Source organism: Ignavibacteriota bacterium, assembly GCA_016212665.1.
In the GTDB taxonomy this organism is placed as follows: Bacteria; Bacteroidota; Ignavibacteria; order UBA10030; family SZUA-254; genus FW602-bin19.
In genome coordinates, this window is sequence record JACREZ010000034.1 from 85,660 (window position 1) to 110,352 (window position 24,693).

Here is a 24,693-nt window from a genome sequence, read left to right on the forward strand (position 1 = left end):
AATGAATCATTGACTCAATCGTCAATCGAAAATTTATGAAAAAATATCTCCTTATCGAATCAACCATTACGATTGTGCTGAGCATGTTGTTTGGCTTGGCGGTCGGCGTCGGTTCGTACACGTTTATCTACGCCAAAGGCGGCTCGTACATGACGAACGACCCTGCCGCCTGCGCAAACTGCCACATCATGAACGACCAATATTCCTCATGGTTGAAGTCGAGTCACCGTTCTGTTGCCGTTTGTAATGATTGCCATACGCCGCCCGGGTTCGTTTCAAAATACATGACGAAAGCATCGAACGGATTTTGGCATTCGTTCGCGTTTACTTCGGGCGATTTCCACGAGCCGATTCAAATCAAACCACATAATAAAGAAGTTACCGAACAGGCGTGCCGAAAATGCCACGAACCGATTGTCGAAGCAATCGAAGGACCGCATGGAGAAGGAGAACAACTCGCGTGTCTTCAATGCCATTCATCGGTTGGACATCTGCATTAGTCAATTGTTCATAGTCATTAGTCATTGGTCATTTGGCAATAATCAATAAATGGAATCTGAAACTTTAATTCTAAATCCTGAATCTTGAATCTTTCAACCCGAAAAATTATACCCAAAACACAAAATCTGTAACCCGTAACCAGTAGTAAATTTATGAATCAACAAAAAGAAAACAGACACTCTTTTCGTTTCTACATTTTTGTGACCGCGTTAATCGCCGGAGCCGCGTTCGGTTCTGCCGCGCTTCTTGTGAACATCATGGAACATAAACAGGAGGCGAAAAATCCGTTCTTTCGTGTCGTCGAGTTGACTGACACGACGGAAGACCCGGTTATGTGGGGAAAGAATTTCCCGATGCAATATGATGAGTACATGCGGACCGTGGATCAGGTTCGAACACGATTCGGCGGAAGCGAAGCGGTACCGAGAACACCGACACAAGCCGACCCGCGTTCCGTTGTTGCGCAGTCACGCATCGAAGAAGACCCGCGTTTGAAGACTATGTGGTCGGGCTACGCGTTTGCTGTGGATTTCAGAGAAGAACGCGGGCACGCATACATGCTTGATGACCAAACATTTACTGAGCGGGTGAATGTTGTGAAGCAACCGGGGACGTGCTTACATTGTCACGGTTCTGTTTATGTTCCATACATGAAGGCGGGCAATGGTGATTTGATTGCCGGCTTTGAAAAGATGAATCAGATGCCGTACAAAGAAGCACGCACTCATATCGAACATCCGATTGCGTGCATTGATTGCCACGATTCACAGACGATGCAATTGCGCGTCACTCGTCCCGGATTCATCGAAGGAATGCGCGTGCTGAAATCATCGCAGGGAATTGCCGACTATGACGTGAACAAAATGGCAACGAGGCAGGAGATGCGTTCGTATGTCTGCGGACAATGCCACGTCGAATATTATTTCAAAGGACCGGAAAAGCGGCTCACGTATCCATGGCACAAAGGATTACAGGTGGATAGTATTCTGGCTTACTACGATGAAGTTGAGTTTAAAGATTGGACACACAAAGAAACCGGTGCACTGGCACTGAAAGCACAACATCCCGAATTTGAACTGTGGAATCAGGGAATTCACGCGCGTTCAGGGGTAGCGTGCGCGGATTGTCACATGCCGTATCAACGAGTTGGTGCGTTGAAGATTTCTGACCATCACGTCAACAGCCCGCTATTGAAAATCAATCGTTCTTGTCAGACGTGTCATAAGTGGTCGGAAGATGAATTGAAAGCGCGGGTAGAGACAATTCAGGAGCGAACATTCCGCATGAGAAATCTCGCGATGGATGCTCTCATGGAATTGATTGATGATTTGAAAACGGTAAGAACTGCGGACTCGACCCTTCCATCTGTCAAAACAGCACAACAGTTTCAACGCAAGGCACAATTCTACTTGGATTTTGTCGAAGCGGAGAACTCAACCGGTTTCCACGCTCCGCAGGAAGCGGAACGAATTCTCGGAGAGTCAATCAACTTCTCTCGCAAAGGGCAGGTGGCATTGAGGAATTTAGTTGTGAAGAAATGATTCGGAAGAACCTGTGGCGTCGGGAAATCTCGCTCGTGTCGGAATGTTTTTTTATTCCATTATACTTCTTCGAGAGAATATCGTACCGCTTCCTGCGCATGAATGAGTGTTGTATCAAACAACGGAACAGTTGCATCTTCTTGCTTGACAAGCAAACCGATTTCCGTACAACCTAAAATTATTCCTTCCGCTCCCCGCGTTGCCAAATTCTTCATGATGCTTTGGTAACGATTCTTTGATTCTTCTTTAATGATGCCGTGAACGAGTTCATCAAAAATAACACGATGAATGATTTCCCGTTCCTGCGCATCTGGAATTATCACACGGAGATTGTTTGCTTTCAATTTCGATGTGTAGAATTCCTGTTCCATCGTGTACGTTGTTCCTAGCAATCCGACGGTTGAAATATTTTGCTGTTTGATATTCTTCGCCGTTGCATCTGCGATGTGGAGAAACGGAATGTTAACGTTGTTCTGAATTTGTTCAGCGACTTTGTGCATCGTGTTCGTACAGAGAACAAAAAAATCCGCGCCGGCTCGTTCAAGGTTTTTTGCCGCTTCATTGAGAATGATTCCCATCTCTTTCCACCTTCCTTCCCGTTGCAAGCGTTCGATTTCTTCAAAGTCAACGCTGACCATAACACACTTTGCAGAATGGAATCCGCCAAGTTTCCGTTTCACTTCTTCATTGATGATGCGATAGTAGTGGAGAGTTGATTCCCAACTCATCCCGCCGATGAGACCGATAGTTTTCATAGTTCTTATTCAAATGTAGAAGATCCTACTGAAAACTTCAAACTTTTTTTACCGCAAAGCACTCGAAGAAGACGCCCGCCTGCCAAAGTCCCGCTTAGTGGACGGCGGGCAGGCAAAGAGCGCAACGTTATTGATACCGTTTAAGAATGTTGTCAATCGGAATGTTGTCAAGCATAAGAAGAGAAGATTCTGCACCGAAAATCCATTCATTGAAAAACTTGTTTAGATTTTTCTTCGAAGTTCTCTCTGTTGTTTTCTGAAATTCTTTGAAGTCAATGGATTTGCCATCGAACTCTTTCCGCAATGTTTTGATGAGCGTTCTAAATTCTTCATCACCGAGCAACCGATGCAAAACATACAACGACCACGCGCCCTTCGTGTACGACATCTGACCAAGTTCTGATTTCCCGTACTCAGCAATCGGTGTTTCACCGTATTTCTTATCATAGTTCACCCACCGGGCAAACATTTCCCGGCTTCGTTCCATGTCATCAAGAAATGCCTGCTCGCCATTAAACTCTTTGATTGCAAGGGCTTCAAAGTACGAGGCGAATGCTTCATCAAAATATCTGCATCGTTGTACTTCGGGCTTCGCGCTCAGGTCCCATGAATGTCCGATCTCGTGGTACACTTCCGAGAGTTTGTTCGTGTCGCGAAACGCGGCAGATGTTTGCATGAAATAATAATCTCCCGCCTGTGAACCCCAACCATCAGGAATTTCAATCGCTGTGTAGCCCTGATAATTTTCCACCTCTCCGAATAGACGCGAGTACAACGCAATAACGTTCTTCATTCCGCGCAAAACATGATGCGCGCCAAGTGAATCTTCCGGCATCGTGTAGATAAATAGTTTCTGTGATTCATCTTTCACTGTGGAAAATTTCGCCGCGGCAATATCCATTCGCCACGTCGGCGCTTTGCTTTCAAAGATAAATGTTGATGAGTCTTTGCTGTTGACAACATTTTTTAGTACACCGCCGCATGCAACGGTGTAAGAATTTGGAACGGTGACTTCGAGATTGTAGGTAAATAATTGATAGAGAATCGAACCCCGTCCTGAAAACGATGGCTTGGAGAGAAGTGGATACGCTAATACGTCGGGACGAAGCAATGAATAGTGTTCATCAATCCTGTCGTGCGTGTACGCCATAACTTCCGGGTAGCCATAGATTGCACCGTTGTATTTCATCGCGATGATAGTCGTTTGTTTCGGTAGTAATGGCTTCGAAAGTGTCACGGAGATGAGATTTGCCTGTAGCGTTGCCGCATCATCAAATCGCTGAATATCCTGAGTGAAATGTAGTGCTTCCCCCGCTTCGTCTGCTACTGATTGAACATCAAGCAGGCGATAGAGGACAAGCGGAAGTTCCTTGAAAGATTTCTCCGTCGTGTTTGAAATTGTCAACCGGGCAGTTGCTGTTTGCGATTCATCTTTCGGGAAGAGTTGGATGTTGAGATTGTAATGAGAAATGACAGGAAGCTGAGAAAGAACAGTCGCCGGAAGTATCACGGCGAAAATGATGAGTGAGAGAAGCATTCGTTTCATGGTTCATCCTGATTGTTGTACCAATGAAACGGAGGGAGGGAGGAAAAGGTTACAGGGGTAGAGAGTTGGCTTTCGGTTTGTAGTTGGTGTTCAGTGTTTTTACATACACATTTCCTGTAAATCTTCAAACAGCTTTTTTCATTGGCACTTGATGAATTTCCAAATCATAGAGATTTTCTTTCAATATCTCAGATGCATCTAACACTTCAATGCCAACTATTTGGTTGTTTTCATCCACGTCCATACTTACGCCGGGAATAATGTCAATATTATGATGTGCTGTGTTGTCCCGGAGTTCGATATACAACCCATCTACATCTTTATCGTATAGTATTTTCATGGTTATCAATCCTTTGAAATTCGTTCTTTAATTGTTGCCGTTATGATGATTGTCCTGTTTTCTTCTACAATGTAAGTAACTTTTATAAATCGGTCATAATACGATTGCCATGCGTTTTTTCTTCCTTTGATGTCGTCTTCTACATAGAGAGGATTGCTAACAGTTTGTTCAACTTCTTCTTGGGTAAGTTTGAATTTTCTCATTCTGTTTTTCGCATGTCTTGAAAAGAACATCTGATTAATCCCGCCTTACAAATTCGTGATTGGCAAACTATTCATTAGCTAATTCTTTCATAAGCAAATACATCCATCGAAACAGACTTCACCGGCTTTGCATTTCCATGTACCATAAGCCGGACTTTCTCTGTGGTTTCCCTGCTAAAGATTCGCTCACCACAACGGGAACAAATTTCTGCAGGAATGTTTTCCACGAGAACATGCTTCCCCTCGTTTTCAAATACTTCGCTTCGTACAGAATGACTAAGTTCTGCAGAACCACAGACATGACATTGTTTCAAATTGATTGCTCTGTTTCATTTGAGAATTATGGGCTTACCGCATCCAACTGCACACTCAATGTCGCTGTTTGCCCGCCAAGGATAACTACGTTTGCTTCACCGAGACTCATGTACGCATCGCCCGTGTTCAGCGTTCCGCTGTTGTCAACATCGAGATACACTTGAACGCAACGTCCTCCGGAGAGTACGTTACTGAACGTGTGCGAGTTCGGAGTTCCTGCGCTGAGTGTAACTCCGGTGTATGTTCCTGTGCTTTGTGCCGGAGTTCCGACACCGCAATCTTTCAGAATGAAACGAAGTGTTCCTGTTAATCCGCATGCGGGACCTGTACAGGTAACATCTATTTGTGCATTTCCGGTGGTTGGTGTTCCGCCGCAGAACAAGCAGGAAATATCAAGCGAAATACTTGCATCGTTGTAGGCGATAACATTTACATTCTGTGCTGATACGGTTGCTTGTTGTCCGGGCTGTGCGGGGTCGGTCAATACCAAATCAAACGAATATGTTCCGGGACCGAGATTGGATATTTGATACGTACCCGCAGAACAACTTACGTTATAATTACCTGCCGAAGGTCCGGTGACGGTAATGCTGATGTTTCCACCAGCCGGGCAATTCGTTCCGCCGTTCACAGTCCAATTGATTGTTGCAGAACCGACTAACGGTCCGGTATTAAAATCAAGATTTACATTTGCTGTTTGATTTGTGAGAATAGTAATACTTTCGACTCGCTGACTGAGAATTGTATTTCCTGCATCAAGCAAATCAGCGACCATCGTGTACGTACCGGATGGAATATTGTTCATTGTTAATTGCCCGTTCGAGCATGGCTCAATCATCGGGGAAAGATTGCCGACAGTGAGGCGTACGCTTGTTGAGTTTGCGCTCGAACATCCGGTGCTTGCAACTTGTCCGTCAATTGTCCAAGCAAAATTCAGTGAGCCGACAATTAACGGCGCGTTGAAATTAATTGAGAGCATCAAATCCTGATTTGCCACAACGAATATTGATTGATTCACGGTAGAAAGAACATTGTTCAACGGGTCAAGCAGTTCGGCTGTGAAAGTGTGGTTTCCAGCTGTGATACTTGTGAACGTGTACACGCCGTCTCCGCATGTACGAAGAACCGGTGAGTAACCATCAATCGTTATTCGCACTTGCGATGAATTCACTTGCGGGCATAATAAGTTTGACGCCAGATTGTTAATCGTCCATGCAACGTTGATATTTCCATGTCCGATGGAAATCGTTATTGGAATCGTCACGGTGCGAACCGGGTCGGATGCGTCCTGAACAGTTATCGAAGTTGCCCCGGCGGCTTTCGGTGTTACCGTTACAAGACCGATAGTTGCAATCGTAGCCGTGCAGAATGTTGTATCAGGTCCAACCTGAATCGAGTATGGAGTTTGTCCGCCTGAAACAGCAATCGAACCGGTCATTCCCGTTGAAATGCTGAGCGCCGCAGGTTCTGATAAAAGCGGAGTTGTATCCTCAATCAACCCATCATCATCACACGAGATAAAGATGAGACTACTGAGAAAAAGTAGGAACAAACTGCTTGATAAGAGGTAAAATGTTTTCATAGCCGATTCTTTCTGAGTAATAAATCAAGAAACCATGCCCCTAAGGGCAGAGTGAAGGTACAAAATTTTGTTGTGGGTATCAATAATGATATAAGGAAAATTTATCTTTTTATAAAGATTTTACCTTTTGCCGGATAAAAATTCTTCACAAATCAGCACATCTTCCTCGCTTCCGAGAAATACGGGAGTATGTTCGTGCAACGCAGTCGGTTGAATCTGAAGGATGCTGTGCTTGCCGTTACTCGAACGTCCGCCTGCCTGCTCTATAATAAATGCCATCGGGTTACATTCATAACAAAGCCGGAGTTTCCCGTCGGGATTTTTCTTGTCGCCGGGGTATGCAAAGATGCCGCCGTAGAGCAACGTCCGGTGCGCATCGCCAACCATCGTGCCGATGTAGCGGAGCGAGTAAGGGCGATTGGTTGCTTTATCTGTTTCTTTGAGATAATCAATGTAACGTTTCATCCCGTCATCCCAATTTCGATAGTTCCCTTCGTTCATGCTGTAAATTTTTCCTTTCTTCGGGACACGGATATTTTCATGCGAAAGCAAAAACTCGCCAACCGAAGGGTCGAGTGTGAATCCGTGCACACCTCGCCCGGTCGTATAAACAAACATGGTGCTTGTTCCATAGATGATATATCCAGCGGCAAGTTGTTTGTAACCCGGTTGCAAACAATCTTCGAGCGTCCCCTTTCCTTCGGGAGAGATGCGCTGGTAAATTGCAAAGATAGTTCCCAGTGTAATGTTTGCATCTATGTTTGATGAACCATCAAGCGGGTCAAACAAAAAGACGTACTTCCCTGCCTTGTAGTGGTCGGGAATGTGAAGAATATCTTCGTTCTCTTCCGATGCCATCACGCAGACGTGACCGCCATGATCCATTGCGCGGTAAACTGTTTCATCCGCAAATTCATCAAGTTTCTTCACAACATCACCACTCTTGTTGAGCCGGTGCGTAGTTCCGAGAATGTTAACAAGCCCGGCTTTGCTTACTTCGCGCCAAACAAGTTTCGCGGCAAGTGATAAATCGTGCAACAAACCGGTAAATTCTCCTGTCGCATTCGGGTGTAATTGCTCCTGCTCATTGATGAACCGTTCGAGCGTCATAAATTTTTTTGTGGATGTCATCGGGTACTTTCTCGTTGATAGAACATTGTGTTGGCGTGAAAATGTAGTAAAAGGATTCTTGTTATTCAAACACCTCTTTGTCAACTAACGAATAATAACTATCGGGTAAAAGGCAAGGGTGAAAAGGAGCAGGGCGCAAGGGACATAATTTTTCCTTTTGCATTTTTAATTTTGAATTGATTGTTTTTGCCTATTTTGGCAATCATAACTATATTGTGCCGAAAATTTTAGCACTTCTCTTATAACCACTCAGAAACTGAACATCCATGAAGATTGCAATTTGTATCAATCACGTTCCCGATACTGAAACGAAAGTGAAAGTCGGCGCTGACGGAAAAACGATTGATAAATCAGGCGTCAATTCTATTCTCAATCCCTACGATGAATTTGCCATTGAAGCCGGGCTGAAACTGAAAGAACAGTTTGGCGGAGAAACGTTCGCCCTCTCGCTCGGCGGCGATACACACAAAGAAACACTCCGCAAAGCGCTTGCGATGGGCGTCGAAAAAGCCGTTCTCCTCAAAGACGATTCACCACGAGATTCATACTCGGTTGCATTTGCACTCGCGGAAGAACTGAAACAGCGTTCGCCCGATTGCGTCCTCTTCGGGAAACAATCAATTGATTATTATGATGAATCGGTAGCAGGACTTGTCGGAGAATTTCTTGGAATTCCTACCGTCAATACCGTTATCAAACTCGAAGCAAGCGTAGATAAAGTGGTGTGCGAACGGGAAATCGAAGGCGGGCATGAAGTTGTGGAGACACAATTTCCGTGCGTGATTTCCGCACAAAAAGGTTTGAACGAACCGCGTTATCCATCGCTGAAAGGAATCATGTCGGCAAAAACAAAACCGATTGAAGAGAAACAACCCGCCACGCTCGCCCCGAAAGTTGACGTTGTTGCGATGCGAATGCCTCCGGCAAAACAAGCAGGAAAAATTGTCGGGACGGATGCAACGGCAGTTCCTGAGTTGGTGAGATTGTTACGAGAGGAAGCGAAAGTCTTTTAATTTCGAATTAGCGGTTGCATGTACAACTCACAACACATAACATTTTTTAATTTTTCATTTTACATTTTGCATTGATATGAAGCTATTGTCATTCGCTGAACAGCGAGAAGGTAAGTTTAAGAAATCTGCATTTGAAACAACACAAGCCGCACGCAACATTGCAGACACATTGGGAGCGGAACTTGTTACGCTCGTTGTCGGAAACAATGTGCAGGGCATCGCTTCCGAGTTGGGAAAGTACGGAGCGACAAAAGTTATCGTTGTGCAGGATGCACGTTTGCAATTATATTCGACCACGGCGTACAGCAAAATCGTTGCAGAGATTACGAAACGCGAACAGGCGTCCGTTGTATTTCTTCCTGCAAGTCAGATGGGAAAAGATTTGGCATCGCGTGTTGCGGTGAAGTTGGATGCAGGCATCGCCGCAGATTGCACCGCGCTGAAAGTGGAAAAAGGAACCATTGTTGCAACCAGACCGATTTATGCAGGCAAGGCATTTATTGATGTCACCGTCTCTTCGCCAGTCAAACTCTTCACGCTTCGACCGAATGTTTTTACTGCAACACCAAGCACAGGGACAGCAACTGTTGAAACTGCAACTGTTGAATTGAATGATGCCGATTTCAAAACAAAAGCGACGGCAGTGAAAATTGCAGAAGGTCGTCCGGATTTAACAGAAGCAAGTATCGTCGTCTCCGGCGGTCGGGGAATGAAAGCCCCCGAACATTTCACAATGCTCGAACAACTTGCCGATATTCTCGGCGGTGCAGTCGGTGCAAGCCGCGCGGTCGTTGATGCGGGTTGGCGTCCGCATGATGAACAAGTCGGGCAGACCGGAAAAACGGTATCACCTTCGCTGTACATCGCGTGCGGAATTTCCGGGGCGATTCAGCATCTCGCCGGAATGTCTTCCTCGAAATGTATTGTCGCCATCAACAAAGATAAAGACGCTCCGATATTTCAGGTTGCAGATTACGGAATCGTTGGGGATGTATTTGAAGTTCTGCCGAAACTCAACGAAGCGTGCAAAACAGCGTTAGGCAAATAACGCATGAACAAAATTCAAGTAGAAATTTTAGGATTATCAACCAATCCGCAAAGCGGCGGAGCCTACGCGCTGATTTTGAAAGAGACACATGGGACACGCCGCCTTCCCATTATCATCGGGGCGTTTGAGGCACAATCCATCGCGCTCGAAATTGAAGGCATTAAACCGCCGCGACCGCTTACGCATGACCTGTTAAAAAATGTCGTCGAAGCGCTCGGTTCAGAGTTGCTCGAAATTGTTATCAGTGATTTACGGGAAGGAACGTTCTATGCGTACTTACAAATCGACAACAGAGAAGTTGATGCGCGTCCGAGCGATGCGATTGCACTTGCTGTTCGCTTCGGCGTTCCGATATTCGTCGCGGGAAATGTGATGAACGAAGCGGCATTTTTTCCGGATGAACAGCAGGAGAGTGCATCACAACAGAAACAACCCAGTCTTACCAAACTTGAAGCGCTCAGAGCGCAACTCCAACAGGCAATCGAACGGGAGGATTACGAAAAAGCCGCCGCACTTCGTGATGAACTTCGGAAACTTGAAACACACGAGTAGGATGACTCACTCATAGATTTTTAAGTCAGGTTTACAGCCTGACTTTTTTGTTTGAAGTGAACGTACGAAAGTAAGCACCTCCTCATAACAAAGAGGTTATAAACTCCAAAAATAGCTCAACTTCAAGAGAAGCACATTATCCATCGGAAGCCGAAAAGTTTGCCCGAAATCTTCGCCAAAAGAAGTTGTGTACGGTGTGTTGTATCCCTCTCGAGCTTGAGTCCAGACAACATACGCCGTGCTTCCCGGCAGATACTCCCATCGCAATACAACATTCGCGTTCAAAACTTGTTCGTTGAAATCCGGGTCATAGAATGTGAGAGAATTTTGAATATCGTATGGTTTCAAATCGGTTGGTGAGACAAGTTCCCGGTAATCTTCGTAGTGAACTTTTACCAACAGTACTTGTGTGAAAAATTGTAAACTGAGATGCGGTGAAAATGTTATCGTCCCTCGCAACGAAATATCGCGCTGGTCAATATCTCTCTTTCCAAACAAATTGTACCCGTGTTCTGTGTACTGCGGAATGACCCACGCTTCTTCATTGCGTGTTTCATAATACGTGAACGCCGGTACAAATTCCATCCACGTGAGCGGGCGAAGTGTAAGCCGGGTCGAAACAATGCCGGTATTCATTCCCAATTCGTTTGTCAGAATTCCACCATGCATCATCATATTGACAGGCTTGCGCGAGTCTGTCTGAATAGTCGCGACAATCGTACTTCCGGCAGGCTTGCGATATAATCCGACGATGCCGCGATTCTCATCGTCAAACGACGGAAAGATTTGTGTGTAGTTCAACGTAACCATCCAGAAATTTCTGAACTCCATACTCGGTTCAAATTCAAACTCAGCGACAGTTTTCGCCCCCTCCCAATTCCACCGGTAATTTAACTGGAAAGCGCTTGCATACCGTCGCAACATTCCCTCTGCATTGTCTTCTTTATATGTGACTTGCGTGTATCCACCGTGCTCGCGTGGCTGACTGTAAAATCCGAGGTCATTGATAAAAAAGTTTTTCGTTGAGAAATCATAAAAAGAAAATGCAAGCCAGTGTTGACCTTCGAGTTTTCCAAGTCCGATACGACCCGCCGTTCCTGTTTGTTGTTTATCAGGTGCAGGTGTGATTAACGAACCGGCAACATATCCATCGAAGGCGTACGCGCCTTCATCAAATTTCAACTTCCAATCAATCCCACTGCTGACTGATGGAAAGCGTTTTTCTTTGAATGCCCCGGTTGCCATAAATCCAAGTGAGTTTTGATTGCTGAAATCCTGTTTGAGTCGAAGAACGTTATAACTTGCCTGACGTTCAAACACAATAGGAGAAAGTCTGTTTCCGTTCAGGTTTTCTTCAACTCCTTCTTCCTGTTCTGTTAAGGCTGTCAACAACCCGATGGAAAGTCCGCCCTCCGTTCGTCCTGTAAGTTTGCCAGCGCCGAGGATAGTCGTTGTTTGCGGCTCTTCAGCAAAGAAATGTCCTGATGAAGGAGTTCCGTACGGAGCCAACGGTTTTTTCCCGATTCTTCTTGAGTAAAACATCTGAAGCGAGCGATTATCAAATAAATTTCCGAAGTTGAACATTGGTGAACCATCTAAAAAAAATGGTCGTTTCTCCGGGTACCTTGTTTCAAACACGGTGAGATTCAATACTGATTGGTCAACTTCCACTTGTCCGAAATCCGGGTTGATTGCCAAATCGAGTGTGAAGTTGTTACTAATACCGTACTTCATATCAAGTCCGGCGTTAACTTCCGTATTACTTTGGTGTGGAAAAGGGGCGGGCTTGGAAAGAAAACTCTGTTTCGCAATTCCGTATGGCAACAGGGAAAGATGAATCGGCGGTTTAATACCGCTCATCCCTGTGAGATGTCCCATCTTCGAGACAGAAGAAATAGTTCCGGGCGGCGTTTCGCTTCGTTTTACCATTACCCATTCAACTGTTTCTTTTTTCCGCGCAATAAAACGACGGAAATTTATTCCCCAAACATATTCCGAACGTTGTTCAGAAAATCGTAACGCACTGAACGGAATTTTAAATTCACCCGTCCAACCTTCGTCATCTGTCCGCGTTTCAAAATCCCAGACCGCATCCCACTGCACATCATATACAAGTCCGTCATGCGAAAGGATTCCGTCGGAGACGACGCCGGAGACCGAACCGCTAAAGAGAAATGCTGTATTATGGTCATGGTAAGAATCAATAATAACGGAGAATCGGTCTGCTTGGGATGTGCGGTCGCGGCGAGTTATTTGTTTTTCGATTGCCGATGGTTCTGAATCGAAACACTTCACACCGATGTATAATGCATCGTTATCATACAAAATTTTGATGGCTGTCCGTTCCGTCGGTTCTTCACCTTCTTCCGGGTCGAATTGTTTGAAGTCGGAAATAAATGTTGAAAAATCCCAGTCAGGTTCTACAAGTTTTCCATCGAGTGAAATTGGAGAGGAGACGCGATAGGCAATAACATTTTTTTCCTGTTCCTGTGCGGTGACAGAAATCAGAAAGAGGAACACCCACAACAAGGGAGAGTATATGAAAATTCGGAACTTCCGCTTCATAAAATTCTGTTGAACATACGAGAAAACTTACCAAAAAACAAACGAATCGTTGATTTGAATGTTAGAAATATTTTCAACACATTCACACGTATGAATTCAGCCAATCAACTTCCCACCCGAACTAATCCCGGAGAAATCAGGGAGATGTTCGATGCAATTGCACCAACGTATGACCGACTCAATCACCTGTTGAGTTTCGGTTTGGATATTCTTTGGAGAAGAAAAGCAATTCGTTTGCTTGAAGAAAAACGCGGGGGTGCATTGCTCGATATTGCAACCGGAAGCGGCGACTTAGCGCTTGATGCGTTGCAGTTAGAGCCCGGCACGTTGGTCGCTTCTGATTTTGCCTACAACATGTTACAAGTATTCCGCAAGAAAGCGGTACAACACAAAGAGGCACAAGCGCCGTTACTGGTCTCATGCGATGCGCTTCATCTTCCGTTCAAATCAGGAAGTTTCGATGCAACGATGGTTGCTTTTGGAATCAGGAATTTTGCAGATCGGTTACAATCATTACAGGAAATGTATCGTGTCCTGAAACCAAATGGTTGTTCCTTGATTTTAGAATTGACCTCACCCGAACTGCCGGTTGTCAGACAATTATATACGTTCTATTCTCAGGTTGCACTGCCTCTCATCGGAAAAATCATTTCACGTCATACCTCAGCATATACGTATCTGCCAAGTTCTATTTCAAGTTTTCCCGGACAAAAAGAATTCACTTCACAAATGAAGCAAGCAGGATTCTCGGAAGTAAAGGTACATTTTCTGACGTTGGGAGTTGCAACGATTTTTATCGGGAGGAAATAAAAATAGGATAATTATCCTGCTTTTATAGATTTTGTCTTTTTTCAACTGCCGGATGTACCGGGCATAGAAGTTAGAGTTGAATCTCTCATTATGTTTGAGTATCTTTAGCGCACTTAATATATACCCTTATACTTAATTATTAATTTCAGGAGTTTCTTATGAAACAATACACGCAGTACGCGTTGTTCTTGGCTTTGACTGTAGCCCTCATGTTGACAGTCGGTTGTAAAGAAGATGAAACCATCACACCGCCGCCGGATACTTCCGTGCCGACAACTCTTTTCCCATTCACTGCTGGCAATGCTATCACCTATAGCGGTTACCTTACAGCAACGGAAACAGAAACGAAAATCAACGGAACCGAAACCGGCTACTCAACCAAATGGACGGTTGGCAACAAAATTCCGGTTTCAGCAGTTCTTCCAGCCTCAGTATTTCCAAATCTTGTCGGTGAAAGTGCCGTCCTTATTTTTGATACGACAAGTGTTCCGGCTTTTGCAGTGAATAACAAATTCACACCTGTGTTTATCCGACAGGATACTGCAACGGGAGATTTCTCGTACATGACAAATCTTGGATACTTCTACCGCAGTTCAAGCACGAAGATATGGAAAAGCGCGAGTGACACAACTGCGCGCAACGATTCCCTTCGTTTCATTACTCTTGCAAAACCGAGTGCAGGTATTGGAACAAAGTTTACCTGTTTCAATGAAGACTTTACAAGTTATGTCGGCGGAGTGAGCAACCCGATTACCGTGAACTTGAAAATTGAAGGTATTTTTGAAGGCAAAGAAAATATCACCGTCGGTTCAACAACTTATGAAACATACAAACTCGTCGTCACAAGAACGGTCAGTTCCGGCGGCGCAGTGTTGTCGGCAGGCGTGACAGCAAAATTGTGGCTGGCAAACAATGTCGGACCTGTTCAAATGTTCCTGGCAGGAAATGCAGAAGGTCCCGGCAATTTCCGAACAATGGTCAGCAAGAATTTCTAATCAATTCATATAAACTAAACCCCGAGGTACAATTTCACTCGGGGTTTTTCTTTTACTTCCGGAATAACTATACACGAGCATTACCATGCGTCTCAAAACTCGACCGATATGCAATCTGATGGTTGCATTGTTCTTTTTATTATTGACACAATCAGCTACCTCACAAACCATGGGTAGTATTACCGGATACATAACGGATGCGGAGAGTCGCGTTCCGCTTCCGATGGTGAACGTCATTATTCAAGGAACGACGCTTGGAGTCTCCTCTGATTTTGAAGGTAAATATCTTATCCAAAACGTTTCCATCGGGGAACACACATTAGTTATTTCAGCCGTTGGTTATGAGACGAAAGAGATTTCGTTCTCCATTACTGCGAATGAAACTGTTCAAAAAAATATCGCTCTCCGGGAAAAATCGGTCGAGATAGGCGGCGTTACTGTTTTCGGTGCGTCATTCAAAAAAGAACGGATTACCGATGCGCCTGCATCCGTTTCTTTGATTGATACGAAGGATATCATCCGTACTTCATCAAGCGGACAGTTACCAAAGATTTTGGAATCCCAACCGGGAATTGATTTGGCGCAAAACGGTTTGTTCGATTTTAATATCAACACGCGCGGATTCAACAGTTCGTTGAATCGCCGCATGTTAATTTTGCTCGATGGCAGAGATTTGGGAACTGCATTTCTCGGTGCGACGGAATGGAACGGATTATCTATTCCGCTGGAAGAACTCGGGCACATCGAACTTGTTCGCGGACCCGGCTCAGCATTGTATGGTGCGAACGCGTACAACGGTGTCATCAACATTTCTTCTTTCCCACCACGGCTTTCACCAGGAACAAAAATCATTACCGGCTTCGGAGAGATGAATATGTATCGCGGAGATATTCGTCACGCAGGCATTGCGGGCAATTGGAGTTACAAAGTAAACGCTGGCGGAATTTCCGGAAAGTCGTATAGCGTCATCCGGACGAATCAACAATTTGAATATGCTAAAACTCAGTTTCATCCGGTTCTTAATGATGAAGTCACAGACCTGGATTTGAATCCGATTCAAACTATGTACGCCTCGGCGCGGGTTGATTATGAATATGATGGAGGAGGTTTTACAACACTCGAAGGCGGCATCGCTCAGGCAGAAAGAGAAGTGATTGTCACGGGTATCGGCAGAGTGCAGGCAATCAAAGCGCAACGCCCGTGGGGACGATTGCTATACGCCGGACACGGCTTTAATTTCTTACTCTGGTCAAACGGACGAATCAACAAAGAGCCGGAGCGCTCACTCTCGACAGGACTTCCGTTGATTCAGGATGCTTCGATTACACACGGTGAACTTCAATACAACTTTACAGCGCTTGATAACAAACTGTTTGTCGTCGGTGGAATTTCCCATCGCCTCATCAACATTGACACAAAAGGAACGTTAATGCTTTCGCCGCGTAATGATAACACAAGCGGCATCTTTGCTCAGGGTGAGTACAGGTTTTCCGAACAATTAAAAACAGTTGTCGCCGCCCGTTTCGACCGTTCAACGCTTCACGAAAATTTTATTTCACCGAAAGCGGCAGTTGTCTGGTCTCCATGGCAGGAACATACATTTCGCGTAACGTATAACCGCGCGTTTCAAGCGCCGAACTATTCCGAACTGTTTCTGTATGTGAAGCATCCGTTCAAAGCGCTTGCATATCTTGGCAACGACCAACTCAAAGTTGAAAAAATTTCCGGATTTGAAATCGGTTATAAGGGCGTTCTTGAACACACTCTCTTTGTCAGCGCAGACATCTACTATAACGAGATGCGCGACTTCATCTCCGATTTGGGACCGGGATTGAATTTGAATTATCCGTACTCCACCGTTCTTCCCGGAGACCCGCCGACATACGGTCGTCTCATTTGGTCTTACACGAACGCGGGAAAGGTAACGGAAGCAGGATATGAACTCTCTGCAAATTATTACCTTACCAACCATTGGACGGTCGACGCGAATTTTTCCTATTTCAGTTTCAAGATTCTCGAAGGACATCCGAACGACCCGAATAATAATTTCCTCGTTCCCAACGCGCCCCGATACAAATTTAATATCGGAGCGACCTATTCTCAGTCTTCATTTGACCTTGGTGTGAAAATGAAATACGTCCCCTCGTTCTTCTGGTCGGCGGGAGTTTTCCGAGGCGATATTCTGGCGTACACATTGCTCGATTTCTCCGGGAGTTATCATTACTCGGATAACTTGTCTATGAGTATGAGCATTGCCAATGTATTGAACAGAGAGCACTGGGAGATTTTCGGCGGCTCGTTGTTGAAACGCCGGGCGACTGCAACTATCACCGCATCATTTTAACTTCCTAGATGAAAGAGACAACGCTCATCACTGTCTCTCCGCATCAACCCGAAGAGTCAATTATTAATATTGCGGCGGAGGTGTTGCAACAAGGCGGACTCGTCGCCTTCCCGACAGAAACGGTCTATGGGCTCGGCGCCGATGCGCTGAATCCCAATGCTGTAAAAAAAGTGTTTGATGCAAAAGGACGCCCGGCAGATAATCCGCTCATTGTTCACATCGCTTCTATCGAACAATTGTTTGAACTGGGAAGAGAAATTTCTCCCGTTGCCCGAACTCTTGCCGAAACATTCATGCCGGGACCGTTGACGCTTGTAGTCAAACATTCATCCATTGTTCCGGAAATTATTACCGCAGGGTTGGATACCATCGCGCTTCGAATGCCGAATCATGCAGTTCCGCTTGCTCTTGTAAGAAAACTCAAGCACGGAATTGTCGGACCGAGCGCAAACCGTTCGGGCAAACCAAGTCCCACAACCGCGCAACATGTGTTTGATGATTTGAACGGGAGAATTGAAATGATTCTCGATGCCGGAGCGACAGAGATTGGCGTTGAATCAACGGTCATTGATACAACATCGAATCTACCTACTATTCTCCGCCCCGGAGGAATTTCGCGTGAACGACTTGAGCGAGTAATCGGCACAGTTCAAACAGCAAAAGATATTGAACAAATGAAACGCTCACCGGGAACACGGCATCGTCATTACGCGCCCGATGTGCAGGTGATTTTGGTAGAGCCAAAAAATGTCGGGCAATTCAATCAACAATGGAACAAACTTCAGCAAGAAGGAAAAAACGTTCGGGCGATTATCTATAGCGATGAGTTACGTGCGCTGTCGAACGGCTCATCATTTCTTGTGCTTCAATCATCCACTGAAGGATACGCACAGCGATTGTTTGATTCGCTTCGCTTATTCGACCAGCCGGAAATTGATGCAATCATCGTCGAGGCGGTTCCTGAAGTCGGACTGGGCGTTGCTGTGATGGATAGACTTCGGCGCGCTGCGGAAACACAACGCGAATGATTTCTTTTATTGACGATTTTCGATTTACGATTGAAGATTAATGATTAAAGACACCAATTAACAATCACAAATGACAAATGACTAATGACTAATGACAAATAACTATGAACCACAAATGAAGAACAAAAAGATGAAACAGAAAATGAAACCATCAAAGAAACAATTACCTATTGTTGCCGTCATCATGGGAAGTCAATCAGACTCTGAGACGATGATGCAGGCGAAAGAGATATTGGAAAAATTCGGCGTTGCGTGCGAGTGGAAAATCCTCTCAGCGCATCGGACTCCTGATGAAGCATTGAACTATGCCGAGACGGCGCTTGACCGCGGAGTGGAAGTGATTATTGCAGGCGCCGGCGGCGCGGCGCATCTTGCAGGAGTACTTGCGGCGAAAACTCCGTTGCCGGTTATCGGTGTTCCCATCAAATCAAAATCGCTGAACGGACTTGATTCGCTTCTCTCAATGGTGCAGATGCCGAGTGGAGTTCCAGTCGCCACCGTTGCGATTGACGGTTCGGCAAACGCGGCATTGCTCGCGTTGCGCATGCTCGGATTGAAATATCCGGCAATCATGAAGAAGATGAACGCGTACCGCGAAGAGATGCGCCTAAAAGTGTTGAAAGCGAACGGTTAACCGGATATTATTTTCCATCTATACAATTCCTGATAGTTTTCAGCAATTCATCGGGCGAATACGGTTTTTGTACAAAATGCTTAGCGCCATCCGTTGCCAAACCGGATTTCACATTCGGGTCAATAAATCCGCTTGCTAGGATAACCGGCACAACCGGATTCATGCTTTTTATTTTTCGAAATACTTCATCCCCGCTTGTCCGGGGAAGTCCCATATCGGTCACGACTGCAGAAATCCTGCTCTGGTATTCTCTGTACAATTGAATTCCTTCTTCCCCGTTTTGTGCGGTAATAATATGGTATCCTTTCATTTCAAGGAGTACTTTCAGCATCTCCCTGAGCATTTCTTCGTCTTCGACAATAAGGAGTGTTTCCGTACCACCGGAAATTTCTTTTGCGACAACTTCACTCCTATTTATTTTTTCAGTGTTTTCCGGAACGGGGAGATAAAGAATAAATGTCGTCCCCATTCCAACAGAAGAAGTGACATCAACAAAGCCGTGATGGTCTTCGATGATTCCAAAGACTACGGAGAGACCTAACCCTGTTCCCTTTCCCAATTCCTTTGTCGTGAAGAACGGCTCGAAAATCCTTTTCATCGTTCCTTCCTCTATTCCCATTCCCGTATCGCTTACCCGGATTTCAATATACTCGTGGATATTTGCACGGCGTGGAAATTTTAATGGAAGAAAATTGGCTTCAATAACCGTTGTTGCAAGCGTGAGTGTTCCTCCGTTCGGCATAGCATCCCGTGCATTGACACAGAGATTCAGCAAGACCTGATGTATCTGTGACGAATCAGCGACAATAACCGGTAAATGGTTCTCCTGTTGGATTGAAAGGAGAATTGTTTTCGGAAATGTTTCCCCGATGAGTTTTGCTATCTCGCTCACAACGGAATTTACACACATTGCCTGACGGGTCGTTTCGGTTTTTCGGGCAAACGTCAGGAGTTGTTTTACCAGCGAGGCACCTCGTTGCGATGCTTTTGTTATTGAAGCAATGCTCTCAAAGCATTTTTCTTTGTCGTCATAATACTTGTTGAATAGAGACGCATGCCCGATGATGATTGTGAGGATATTATTAAAATCATGTGCGATGCCACTGGCAAGCGTTCCCAAACTTTCTAATTTTTGTGCCTGAAGAAGTTGCTGTTCCAGGGACTTCCTTTTTTCTTCTGCTTTTTTCCGCTCTGTTATATCAACTGCAATTCCTACAAGACCAAGAATATTCCCGTTTTCGTCATGTATTTTTGATGTGGTGAGTGAAATGGGAAATATGTTCCCGTCTTTTGTTTGATTAAGAAGTTCACCAGACCAACCACCTTGCAAAGTTTTACTGTAAATTTCTTCCAACACTTCATTCCCGACTTCAGGCGCTGCTAACATCCTGATGTGCTGTCCGAGAACGTCTTCGTAGGTATACCCATATTTTTCCACAAATGCCTTGTTGACAAAAATGAATCTGTTCTCAAGATCTGTTATAGTTGTGATTTCAGAAATGCTTTCAAGCGTCCGTGCGGCAAGGAGTAATTTTTCTTTTATCTTTAATCGTTCCGTAATATCAAAAATAACGGCAAGAAACACCTGCTTTGAAGATTGCTCAACGAGTTGTAGATGGACTTCAACCGGATACGTACTTCCGTTGTTCCTCTGATGAACGGTTTGAAAAATTACCTGTTTTTGCTGATGGTTAAATAACGGCAGAAGCAATTCCCGAAATTTTGCTTCGGTGAATTCAGGTTTCAAATCGAGCGGAGTACAATTATCTAAGTGCTCAGCTGAATATCCAAGATTTCTCCGTGCCGCCTCGTTGACATATTGAAACTTCCACGTCTCAGCATCAAACACATAGATTTCGTTCAGACTTTCTTCTAAAATGGTCTGAAGTTTCAACCGCTCTTCTTCTATTTTCCGTTGATGAGTGACATCAGAAAGAAAATAGGTGATGTTTTTTGGAACTCCCTCTTCAAATCTGCATTTGATACTCCCTTCTAACTCTAATTTCTTTCCATCCTTCGTGATAAATGAAGTTTCAAGACGGTCTATTTCTTCGCCGGCAAGTGCCCGGCGGAATATTGTATCGTAATGCTGTTCATTTTCGGGATGAATAATCTGTCTATACACAAGGTTCTCAATTTCATCTTCAGAGTATCCAAGAGCTTCCCGCCAAGCGCGGTTCACAAAGAGGAAACGTCCGTCCGGTGTAAGTACATGGATCAACTCGTTCGTAGTTTCAAACAATTCCCGGTCGCGTTCCTCGCTTCGTTGTAACGATTCTTCAATCAGTTTTTGTTCGGTAATGTTCTTTGCCGTTGAAACGAAATGCGTAATTTCTCCTTTTTCATTCTTCAACGGAGTAATGGTTTTATCTTCATAGATAATATTTCCATCTTTCCTCTTGTTGATGAGAACTCCTCTAAATACATTCCCGGAAAGTATCGTATTCCAAAGGCGCTTATAATATTTATTTTCATGTTTTTCGGATTTAAGGAAACGTGGTATTTTTCCAACTGCCTCTTCACGCGTATATCCGGTTTCTTTCTCGAAGGCGGCATTGACATACTGAATAATTCCGTCCCTGTCGGTAATGATAACGCAATCTGCTGTTTGCTCCAATGCGATGGAAAGAATTTTCAGTTGTATTTCAGTGTTTTCGTTATTCTTTTCTCCCGATGTTTCTGATTGATGCATCGTTGTTTGTTCCTTCGCTTTTAGTTGTCCTTGCCTTTTGAAGTTAAATTCATTTTTTTTGCAATTTCCGGATATAATTTCTCAATACAACCCGGGCAAATGCCATGACTGAAACTTGCATCCGAATGTTCCATGATGTATCCTTCTACTTGTTGCCAGAATCCCTTGTCATCGCGGATTTTCTTACACGATGCACAAATCGGAATTAATCCTTTTAAGGTTTTGATATTTGCAAATGCTTCCTGTAAATCTGCCAGGAGTTTTTCACGTTCCTGTTCGGCGAGTTTTTGTTTTGTAAAATCTTTTGCCGTGGAAACAAAATGAGTGATTACACCTTCTTGATCCTTAATGGGAGTGATTGTCTTTTCGTCCCAATACAATTCACCATTTTTTTGCTTGTTGATAAATGATGCGCTGAAAACATACCCTGAACGGATCGTACCCCAGAGTTCTTCATAAAATCTCTGGTCATGCTTTCCGGATTTTAAAATTCTCGGCGTTTTGCCGATTGCTTCCTCAGAAGAATATCCGGTTGTTTTCGTAAATGCATGATTAACGTATTGAATAACTCCATTATTATCAGTAATAAACACATTATCGGCAGTTTGCTCTACTGCGCTTGAGAGAGTTTTTAACCGGATTTCTGTTTGTTTTCGCTCGGTGATATCGCGAATAATGCCGCAGAAGTATATAGTATCATCTTGTTTCCACGCACTCAGGGAAAGTTCCAACGGAAATTCACTGCCATCCTTTCTTAGTCCATTGTACTCTTTCGTTTTACCGATCATTTGAGATTTTTCCGTTGCGCGATAACGCGCTAATCCGTTTCTGTGAGCGTCGCGGTAACGTTCCGGCAACAAGAGAGTGAGAGATTGTCCTATTATTTCTTCTTCTATGTAGCCGAAAATGGTTTGCGCGCTCCCGTTCCATGAAATAATATTTCCGTCGCTATCAGAAACTATAATAGCCTCCGTTGCTGATTGTGCCACCGAACGGAATCGTTCTTCACTTTCACGCAATGCCTTGTTTGTAGTGGTTAGTTCCGAGGTTCGCTCTGCGACCTTGATTTCCAGATTGGTGTTCGCTTTTTCTAATTCCCGATGTGCTTCTTCGTTTTTCCTGAGGAGTCGAACCATGGGACGGAAGACAAATATATAGAGTACTGGAAAAATAATAAGCGTCAGGATAAACGCATCAATAATACCTTCTGCCTGCGGTGACAAAGAGTGTAAGTGTTGGAGAAGGTACATAATAATTCCTTCGCTGAGGAAGATTGACAACGCAACGACAACCAGCAAAAGGAACGGCGAAAGGATGCTACTTCTTTGCCAACTCAATTTTTTATTCTTACTTGACATGATGGGTGCGCTCTTTTTTCGCTTCAGTAATGGTGGTATTTTTTTGTTGATAATGTTCGAAGAGCACTTCGCACATGAGGTCGTATGCAGTCATAACTTTTAGATTGGAAATCCTGTAAAAGATGTTCAATCCGTCACGGTGGGTTTCAAGAATACCCGCCTTCCTCATCACGGCAAGATGCTGTGATACGTTCGACTTCGTAATGTTCATCTTGCTCACGATTTCGCTGACATTTCGCTCCTCCTCTCTCAGGATTGCTAAAATTTCAAGACGCTTGGGATGGGAAAGTGTTTTACACACTTCGGCATGAAGTTCAAAAAGTATTTTATTGGAAATTGATTTTTTCATAAAGAACTGGTTACATGATTTAGAATTATTGCAACCAATATAAAACTCAGTCAACGAAATTCAAATACCACGCGAAAGAATTTTCTTGAACATCACATTTCAACCTTGTGTCGTAATTCAAAGTTTTTCAGTTCCCCAGCGTTTTGTATATTCAACCATCAAAATCAACAGTTCTTTCACGAAACAGGAAATTTACTATGTACGACATTCTTATTGACCAAATCAAACAGGAAGTAACCAAACACGGAGTTCGGGAACTTCGCACTCCCGAAGAAGTGGACTCGCTTTTACAAAATCAAAAAGGAACAACAATAATTTTTGTTAACTCTGTCTGCGGATGTGCAGGCGGCGTTGCACGACCGGCGTTTGTTCAATCCATGCAACACACGGTGAAGCCGGATGTATTTGCTACAGTCTTTGCCAGCGGTGACCGTGAGGCAACAGCCCGCGCCCGTGAATATTTTACCGGAATGCCTCCGTCTTCTCCATCATTTGCTTTGCTCAAAGATGGAAAACTTGTTCAGATGATTCATCGCTCCGAAATAGAAATCAGCGATGCACAAAGTGTTACTAAAGTATTGACGGATGCTTTCGAGAAGCATTGTCTTCCCAGAAACTAATCGCGAAATATAAAACAACAACGCCTCGCACTTGAACAGCACGAGGCGTTTTTCGTTCTCCACAAGACGACTCAATTTTTCCCGACCTATCAGTCACAACAGTTGCCGCGGCAACCGTGTTTCACGTCCAGCCCGTGTTGTCCCTGCCCGTGTCCCCGGTTCATTCGTTTTCCATGCCCGAAACCTTGTCGTTGCCCCATGTGCTTTTTCATCATTACGCGATGTTCCTTCCAGAGTTCCTGCTGTTCCGGTTGTAAAATTTTATTGACTTTGAACCAGTGCGATATTGCATTCAACTTCATCTCGTTTTGCACTTTGCTGATGTCGCTGATGACCGATTCAATGTTCCCTTGGTCGGGTTTGTCTTCATCGAATAAATCCCTGAGAGTGAGTCGCATCGTTTGGACTTTTGCCCGAAGTTCAATATTCTTTTTCTGAAACTCTGAACGGAACTTGTCGAATTGTTCTTCTTGCTCTTCCGTCAGATGTAACCGGTCTATGAATGGTTTGTGTCCCGTTGGAGGACCGAAATCATCATCGTCCATCCAGCGCGGTTGAGCAAAGACAAACGCCGTAGTGAGAACAAATAAAACTAAAATCTTCTTCATACTATTTTCCTTTCGTTAATGTGTTGTTTGAAATTTTCACAATGTTAGACCGTTCGTTCGCGAAAGAAGTTTAACAAACAAGGCATTTTTCTATAAGGCAGAAAATCTGTAAATTGGTGTCGCCTTATAGAAAACAAGGCAAACCAACAGCAAATGAAAGGCT

General features: G+C 44.4%; 23 protein-coding genes. 11 read left to right on the forward strand and 12 right to left on the reverse strand.

Annotated features, from left to right (window positions below):
* Window positions 1–35 precede the first annotated feature (35 nt).
* Both nrfH and HY960_12360 read left to right on the forward strand, forming a co-directional pair.
* Window positions 36–500: a cytochrome c nitrite reductase small subunit gene (gene nrfH / locus HY960_12355; protein MBI5216534.1), complete on the forward strand. Its 465-nt coding sequence runs from the start codon at window positions 36–38 to the stop codon at window positions 498–500.
* Between the two features lie 153 nt (window positions 501–653).
* Window positions 654–2,042, forward strand: a complete 1,389-nt coding sequence (locus HY960_12360; protein ID MBI5216535.1) for an ammonia-forming cytochrome c nitrite reductase subunit c552 — start codon at window positions 654–656, stop codon at window positions 2,040–2,042.
* A 59-nt stretch (window positions 2,043–2,101) separates the two neighbouring features.
* On the opposite strand, the gene HY960_12365 is transcribed toward HY960_12360, so the two are convergent.
* From HY960_12365 to fbp, 7 genes are all read right to left on the reverse strand, one after another.
* Complete coding sequence (locus HY960_12365) at window positions 2,102–2,797, reverse strand: aspartate/glutamate racemase family protein (GenBank protein MBI5216536.1); 696 nt, start codon at window positions 2,795–2,797, stop codon at window positions 2,102–2,104.
* 127 nt (window positions 2,798–2,924) lie between these two features.
* Entirely contained in the window at window positions 2,925–4,343 is a 1,419-nt protein-coding gene (locus HY960_12370; protein MBI5216537.1) for a hypothetical protein, read from the reverse strand.
* 124 nt (window positions 4,344–4,467) lie between these two features.
* Window positions 4,468–4,683, reverse strand: coding sequence for a DUF2283 domain-containing protein (locus tag HY960_12375; GenBank protein MBI5216538.1), 216 nt, complete (start codon window positions 4,681–4,683; stop codon window positions 4,468–4,470).
* A gap of 5 nt (window positions 4,684–4,688) precedes the next feature.
* Window positions 4,689–4,886, reverse strand: coding sequence for a hypothetical protein (locus HY960_12380; protein MBI5216539.1), 198 nt, complete (start codon window positions 4,884–4,886; stop codon window positions 4,689–4,691).
* A gap of 74 nt (window positions 4,887–4,960) precedes the next feature.
* Entirely contained in the window at window positions 4,961–5,200 is a 240-nt protein-coding gene (locus HY960_12385) for a YgiT-type zinc finger protein (GenBank protein ID MBI5216540.1), read from the reverse strand.
* A 26-nt stretch (window positions 5,201–5,226) separates the two neighbouring features.
* Window positions 5,227–6,783 (reverse strand): hypothetical protein, encoded by a 1,557-nt coding sequence (locus HY960_12390; GenBank protein MBI5216541.1) that lies wholly within the window; start codon window positions 6,781–6,783, stop codon window positions 5,227–5,229.
* A 120-nt stretch (window positions 6,784–6,903) separates the two neighbouring features.
* Entirely contained in the window at window positions 6,904–7,914 is a 1,011-nt protein-coding gene (gene fbp / locus HY960_12395; GenBank protein ID MBI5216542.1) for a class 1 fructose-bisphosphatase, read from the reverse strand.
* A gap of 266 nt (window positions 7,915–8,180) precedes the next feature.
* Between fbp and HY960_12400 the strand changes: the two genes are divergently transcribed.
* The 3 genes from HY960_12400 (at window position 8,181) to HY960_12410 (ending at window position 10,527) form a co-directional block, all read left to right on the forward strand.
* Entirely contained in the window at window positions 8,181–8,927 is a 747-nt protein-coding gene (locus HY960_12400; GenBank protein MBI5216543.1) for an electron transfer flavoprotein subunit beta/FixA family protein, read from the forward strand.
* Between the two features lie 76 nt (window positions 8,928–9,003).
* On the forward strand, window positions 9,004–9,975 hold the full coding sequence (locus tag HY960_12405; protein ID MBI5216544.1) for an electron transfer flavoprotein subunit alpha/FixB family protein: 972 nt from the start codon (window positions 9,004–9,006) through the stop codon (window positions 9,973–9,975).
* Window positions 9,976–9,978: 3 nt separating this feature from the next.
* Window positions 9,979–10,527 (forward strand): bifunctional nuclease family protein, encoded by a 549-nt coding sequence (locus HY960_12410; protein MBI5216545.1) that lies wholly within the window; start codon window positions 9,979–9,981, stop codon window positions 10,525–10,527.
* A 96-nt stretch (window positions 10,528–10,623) separates the two neighbouring features.
* On the opposite strand, the gene HY960_12415 is transcribed toward HY960_12410, so the two are convergent.
* The gene (locus HY960_12415; protein MBI5216546.1) at window positions 10,624–13,092 is read right to left on the reverse strand and encodes a carbohydrate binding family 9 domain-containing protein; all 2,469 of its coding nucleotides are present in this window, start codon (window positions 13,090–13,092) and stop codon (window positions 10,624–10,626) included.
* A 90-nt stretch (window positions 13,093–13,182) separates the two neighbouring features.
* Here HY960_12415 and ubiE point away from each other — a divergent pair, with 90 nt between their 5' ends.
* The 5 genes from ubiE to purE all read left to right on the forward strand — a co-directional run bounded on the left by ubiE (window position 13,183) and on the right by purE (window position 18,903).
* Window positions 13,183–13,902 (forward strand): bifunctional demethylmenaquinone methyltransferase/2-methoxy-6-polyprenyl-1,4-benzoquinol methylase UbiE, encoded by a 720-nt coding sequence (gene ubiE, locus HY960_12420; GenBank protein MBI5216547.1) that lies wholly within the window; start codon window positions 13,183–13,185, stop codon window positions 13,900–13,902.
* Between the two features lie 158 nt (window positions 13,903–14,060).
* Complete coding sequence (locus HY960_12425; GenBank protein MBI5216548.1) at window positions 14,061–14,897, forward strand: hypothetical protein; 837 nt, start codon at window positions 14,061–14,063, stop codon at window positions 14,895–14,897.
* An 85-nt stretch (window positions 14,898–14,982) separates the two neighbouring features.
* Window positions 14,983–17,241: a TonB-dependent receptor gene (locus tag HY960_12430; GenBank protein ID MBI5216549.1), complete on the forward strand. Its 2,259-nt coding sequence runs from the start codon at window positions 14,983–14,985 to the stop codon at window positions 17,239–17,241.
* 8 nt (window positions 17,242–17,249) lie between these two features.
* Window positions 17,250–18,269, forward strand: a complete 1,020-nt coding sequence (locus HY960_12435) for a threonylcarbamoyl-AMP synthase (GenBank protein ID MBI5216550.1) — start codon at window positions 17,250–17,252, stop codon at window positions 18,267–18,269.
* A 142-nt stretch (window positions 18,270–18,411) separates the two neighbouring features.
* Window positions 18,412–18,903, forward strand: a complete 492-nt coding sequence (purE, locus tag HY960_12440; protein ID MBI5216551.1) for a 5-(carboxyamino)imidazole ribonucleotide mutase — start codon at window positions 18,412–18,414, stop codon at window positions 18,901–18,903.
* A gap of 7 nt (window positions 18,904–18,910) precedes the next feature.
* On the opposite strand, the gene HY960_12445 is transcribed toward purE, so the two are convergent.
* The 3 genes from HY960_12445 to HY960_12455 are packed head-to-tail and all read right to left on the reverse strand — an operon-like array spanning window position 18,911 to window position 23,302.
* A complete protein-coding gene (locus HY960_12445) occupies window positions 18,911–21,595 on the reverse strand; it encodes a PAS domain S-box protein (protein MBI5216552.1) in 2,685 nt (894 codons plus the stop codon).
* Between the two features lie 20 nt (window positions 21,596–21,615).
* Window positions 21,616–22,953 (reverse strand): PAS domain S-box protein, encoded by a 1,338-nt coding sequence (locus tag HY960_12450; GenBank protein MBI5216553.1) that lies wholly within the window; start codon window positions 22,951–22,953, stop codon window positions 21,616–21,618.
* The gene (locus HY960_12455) at window positions 22,943–23,302 is read right to left on the reverse strand and encodes a winged helix-turn-helix transcriptional regulator (GenBank protein ID MBI5216554.1); all 360 of its coding nucleotides are present in this window, start codon (window positions 23,300–23,302) and stop codon (window positions 22,943–22,945) included. The genes HY960_12450 and HY960_12455 overlap by 11 nt, the downstream gene beginning before the upstream one ends.
* 197 nt (window positions 23,303–23,499) lie before the next feature.
* Between HY960_12455 and HY960_12460 the strand changes: the two genes are divergently transcribed.
* Window positions 23,500–23,922: a BrxA/BrxB family bacilliredoxin gene (locus tag HY960_12460; GenBank protein ID MBI5216555.1), complete on the forward strand. Its 423-nt coding sequence runs from the start codon at window positions 23,500–23,502 to the stop codon at window positions 23,920–23,922.
* 89 nt (window positions 23,923–24,011) lie between these two features.
* On the opposite strand, the gene HY960_12465 is transcribed toward HY960_12460, so the two are convergent.
* Window positions 24,012–24,530 (reverse strand): periplasmic heavy metal sensor, encoded by a 519-nt coding sequence (locus HY960_12465; GenBank protein MBI5216556.1) that lies wholly within the window; start codon window positions 24,528–24,530, stop codon window positions 24,012–24,014.
* Window positions 24,531–24,693 lie beyond the last annotated feature (163 nt).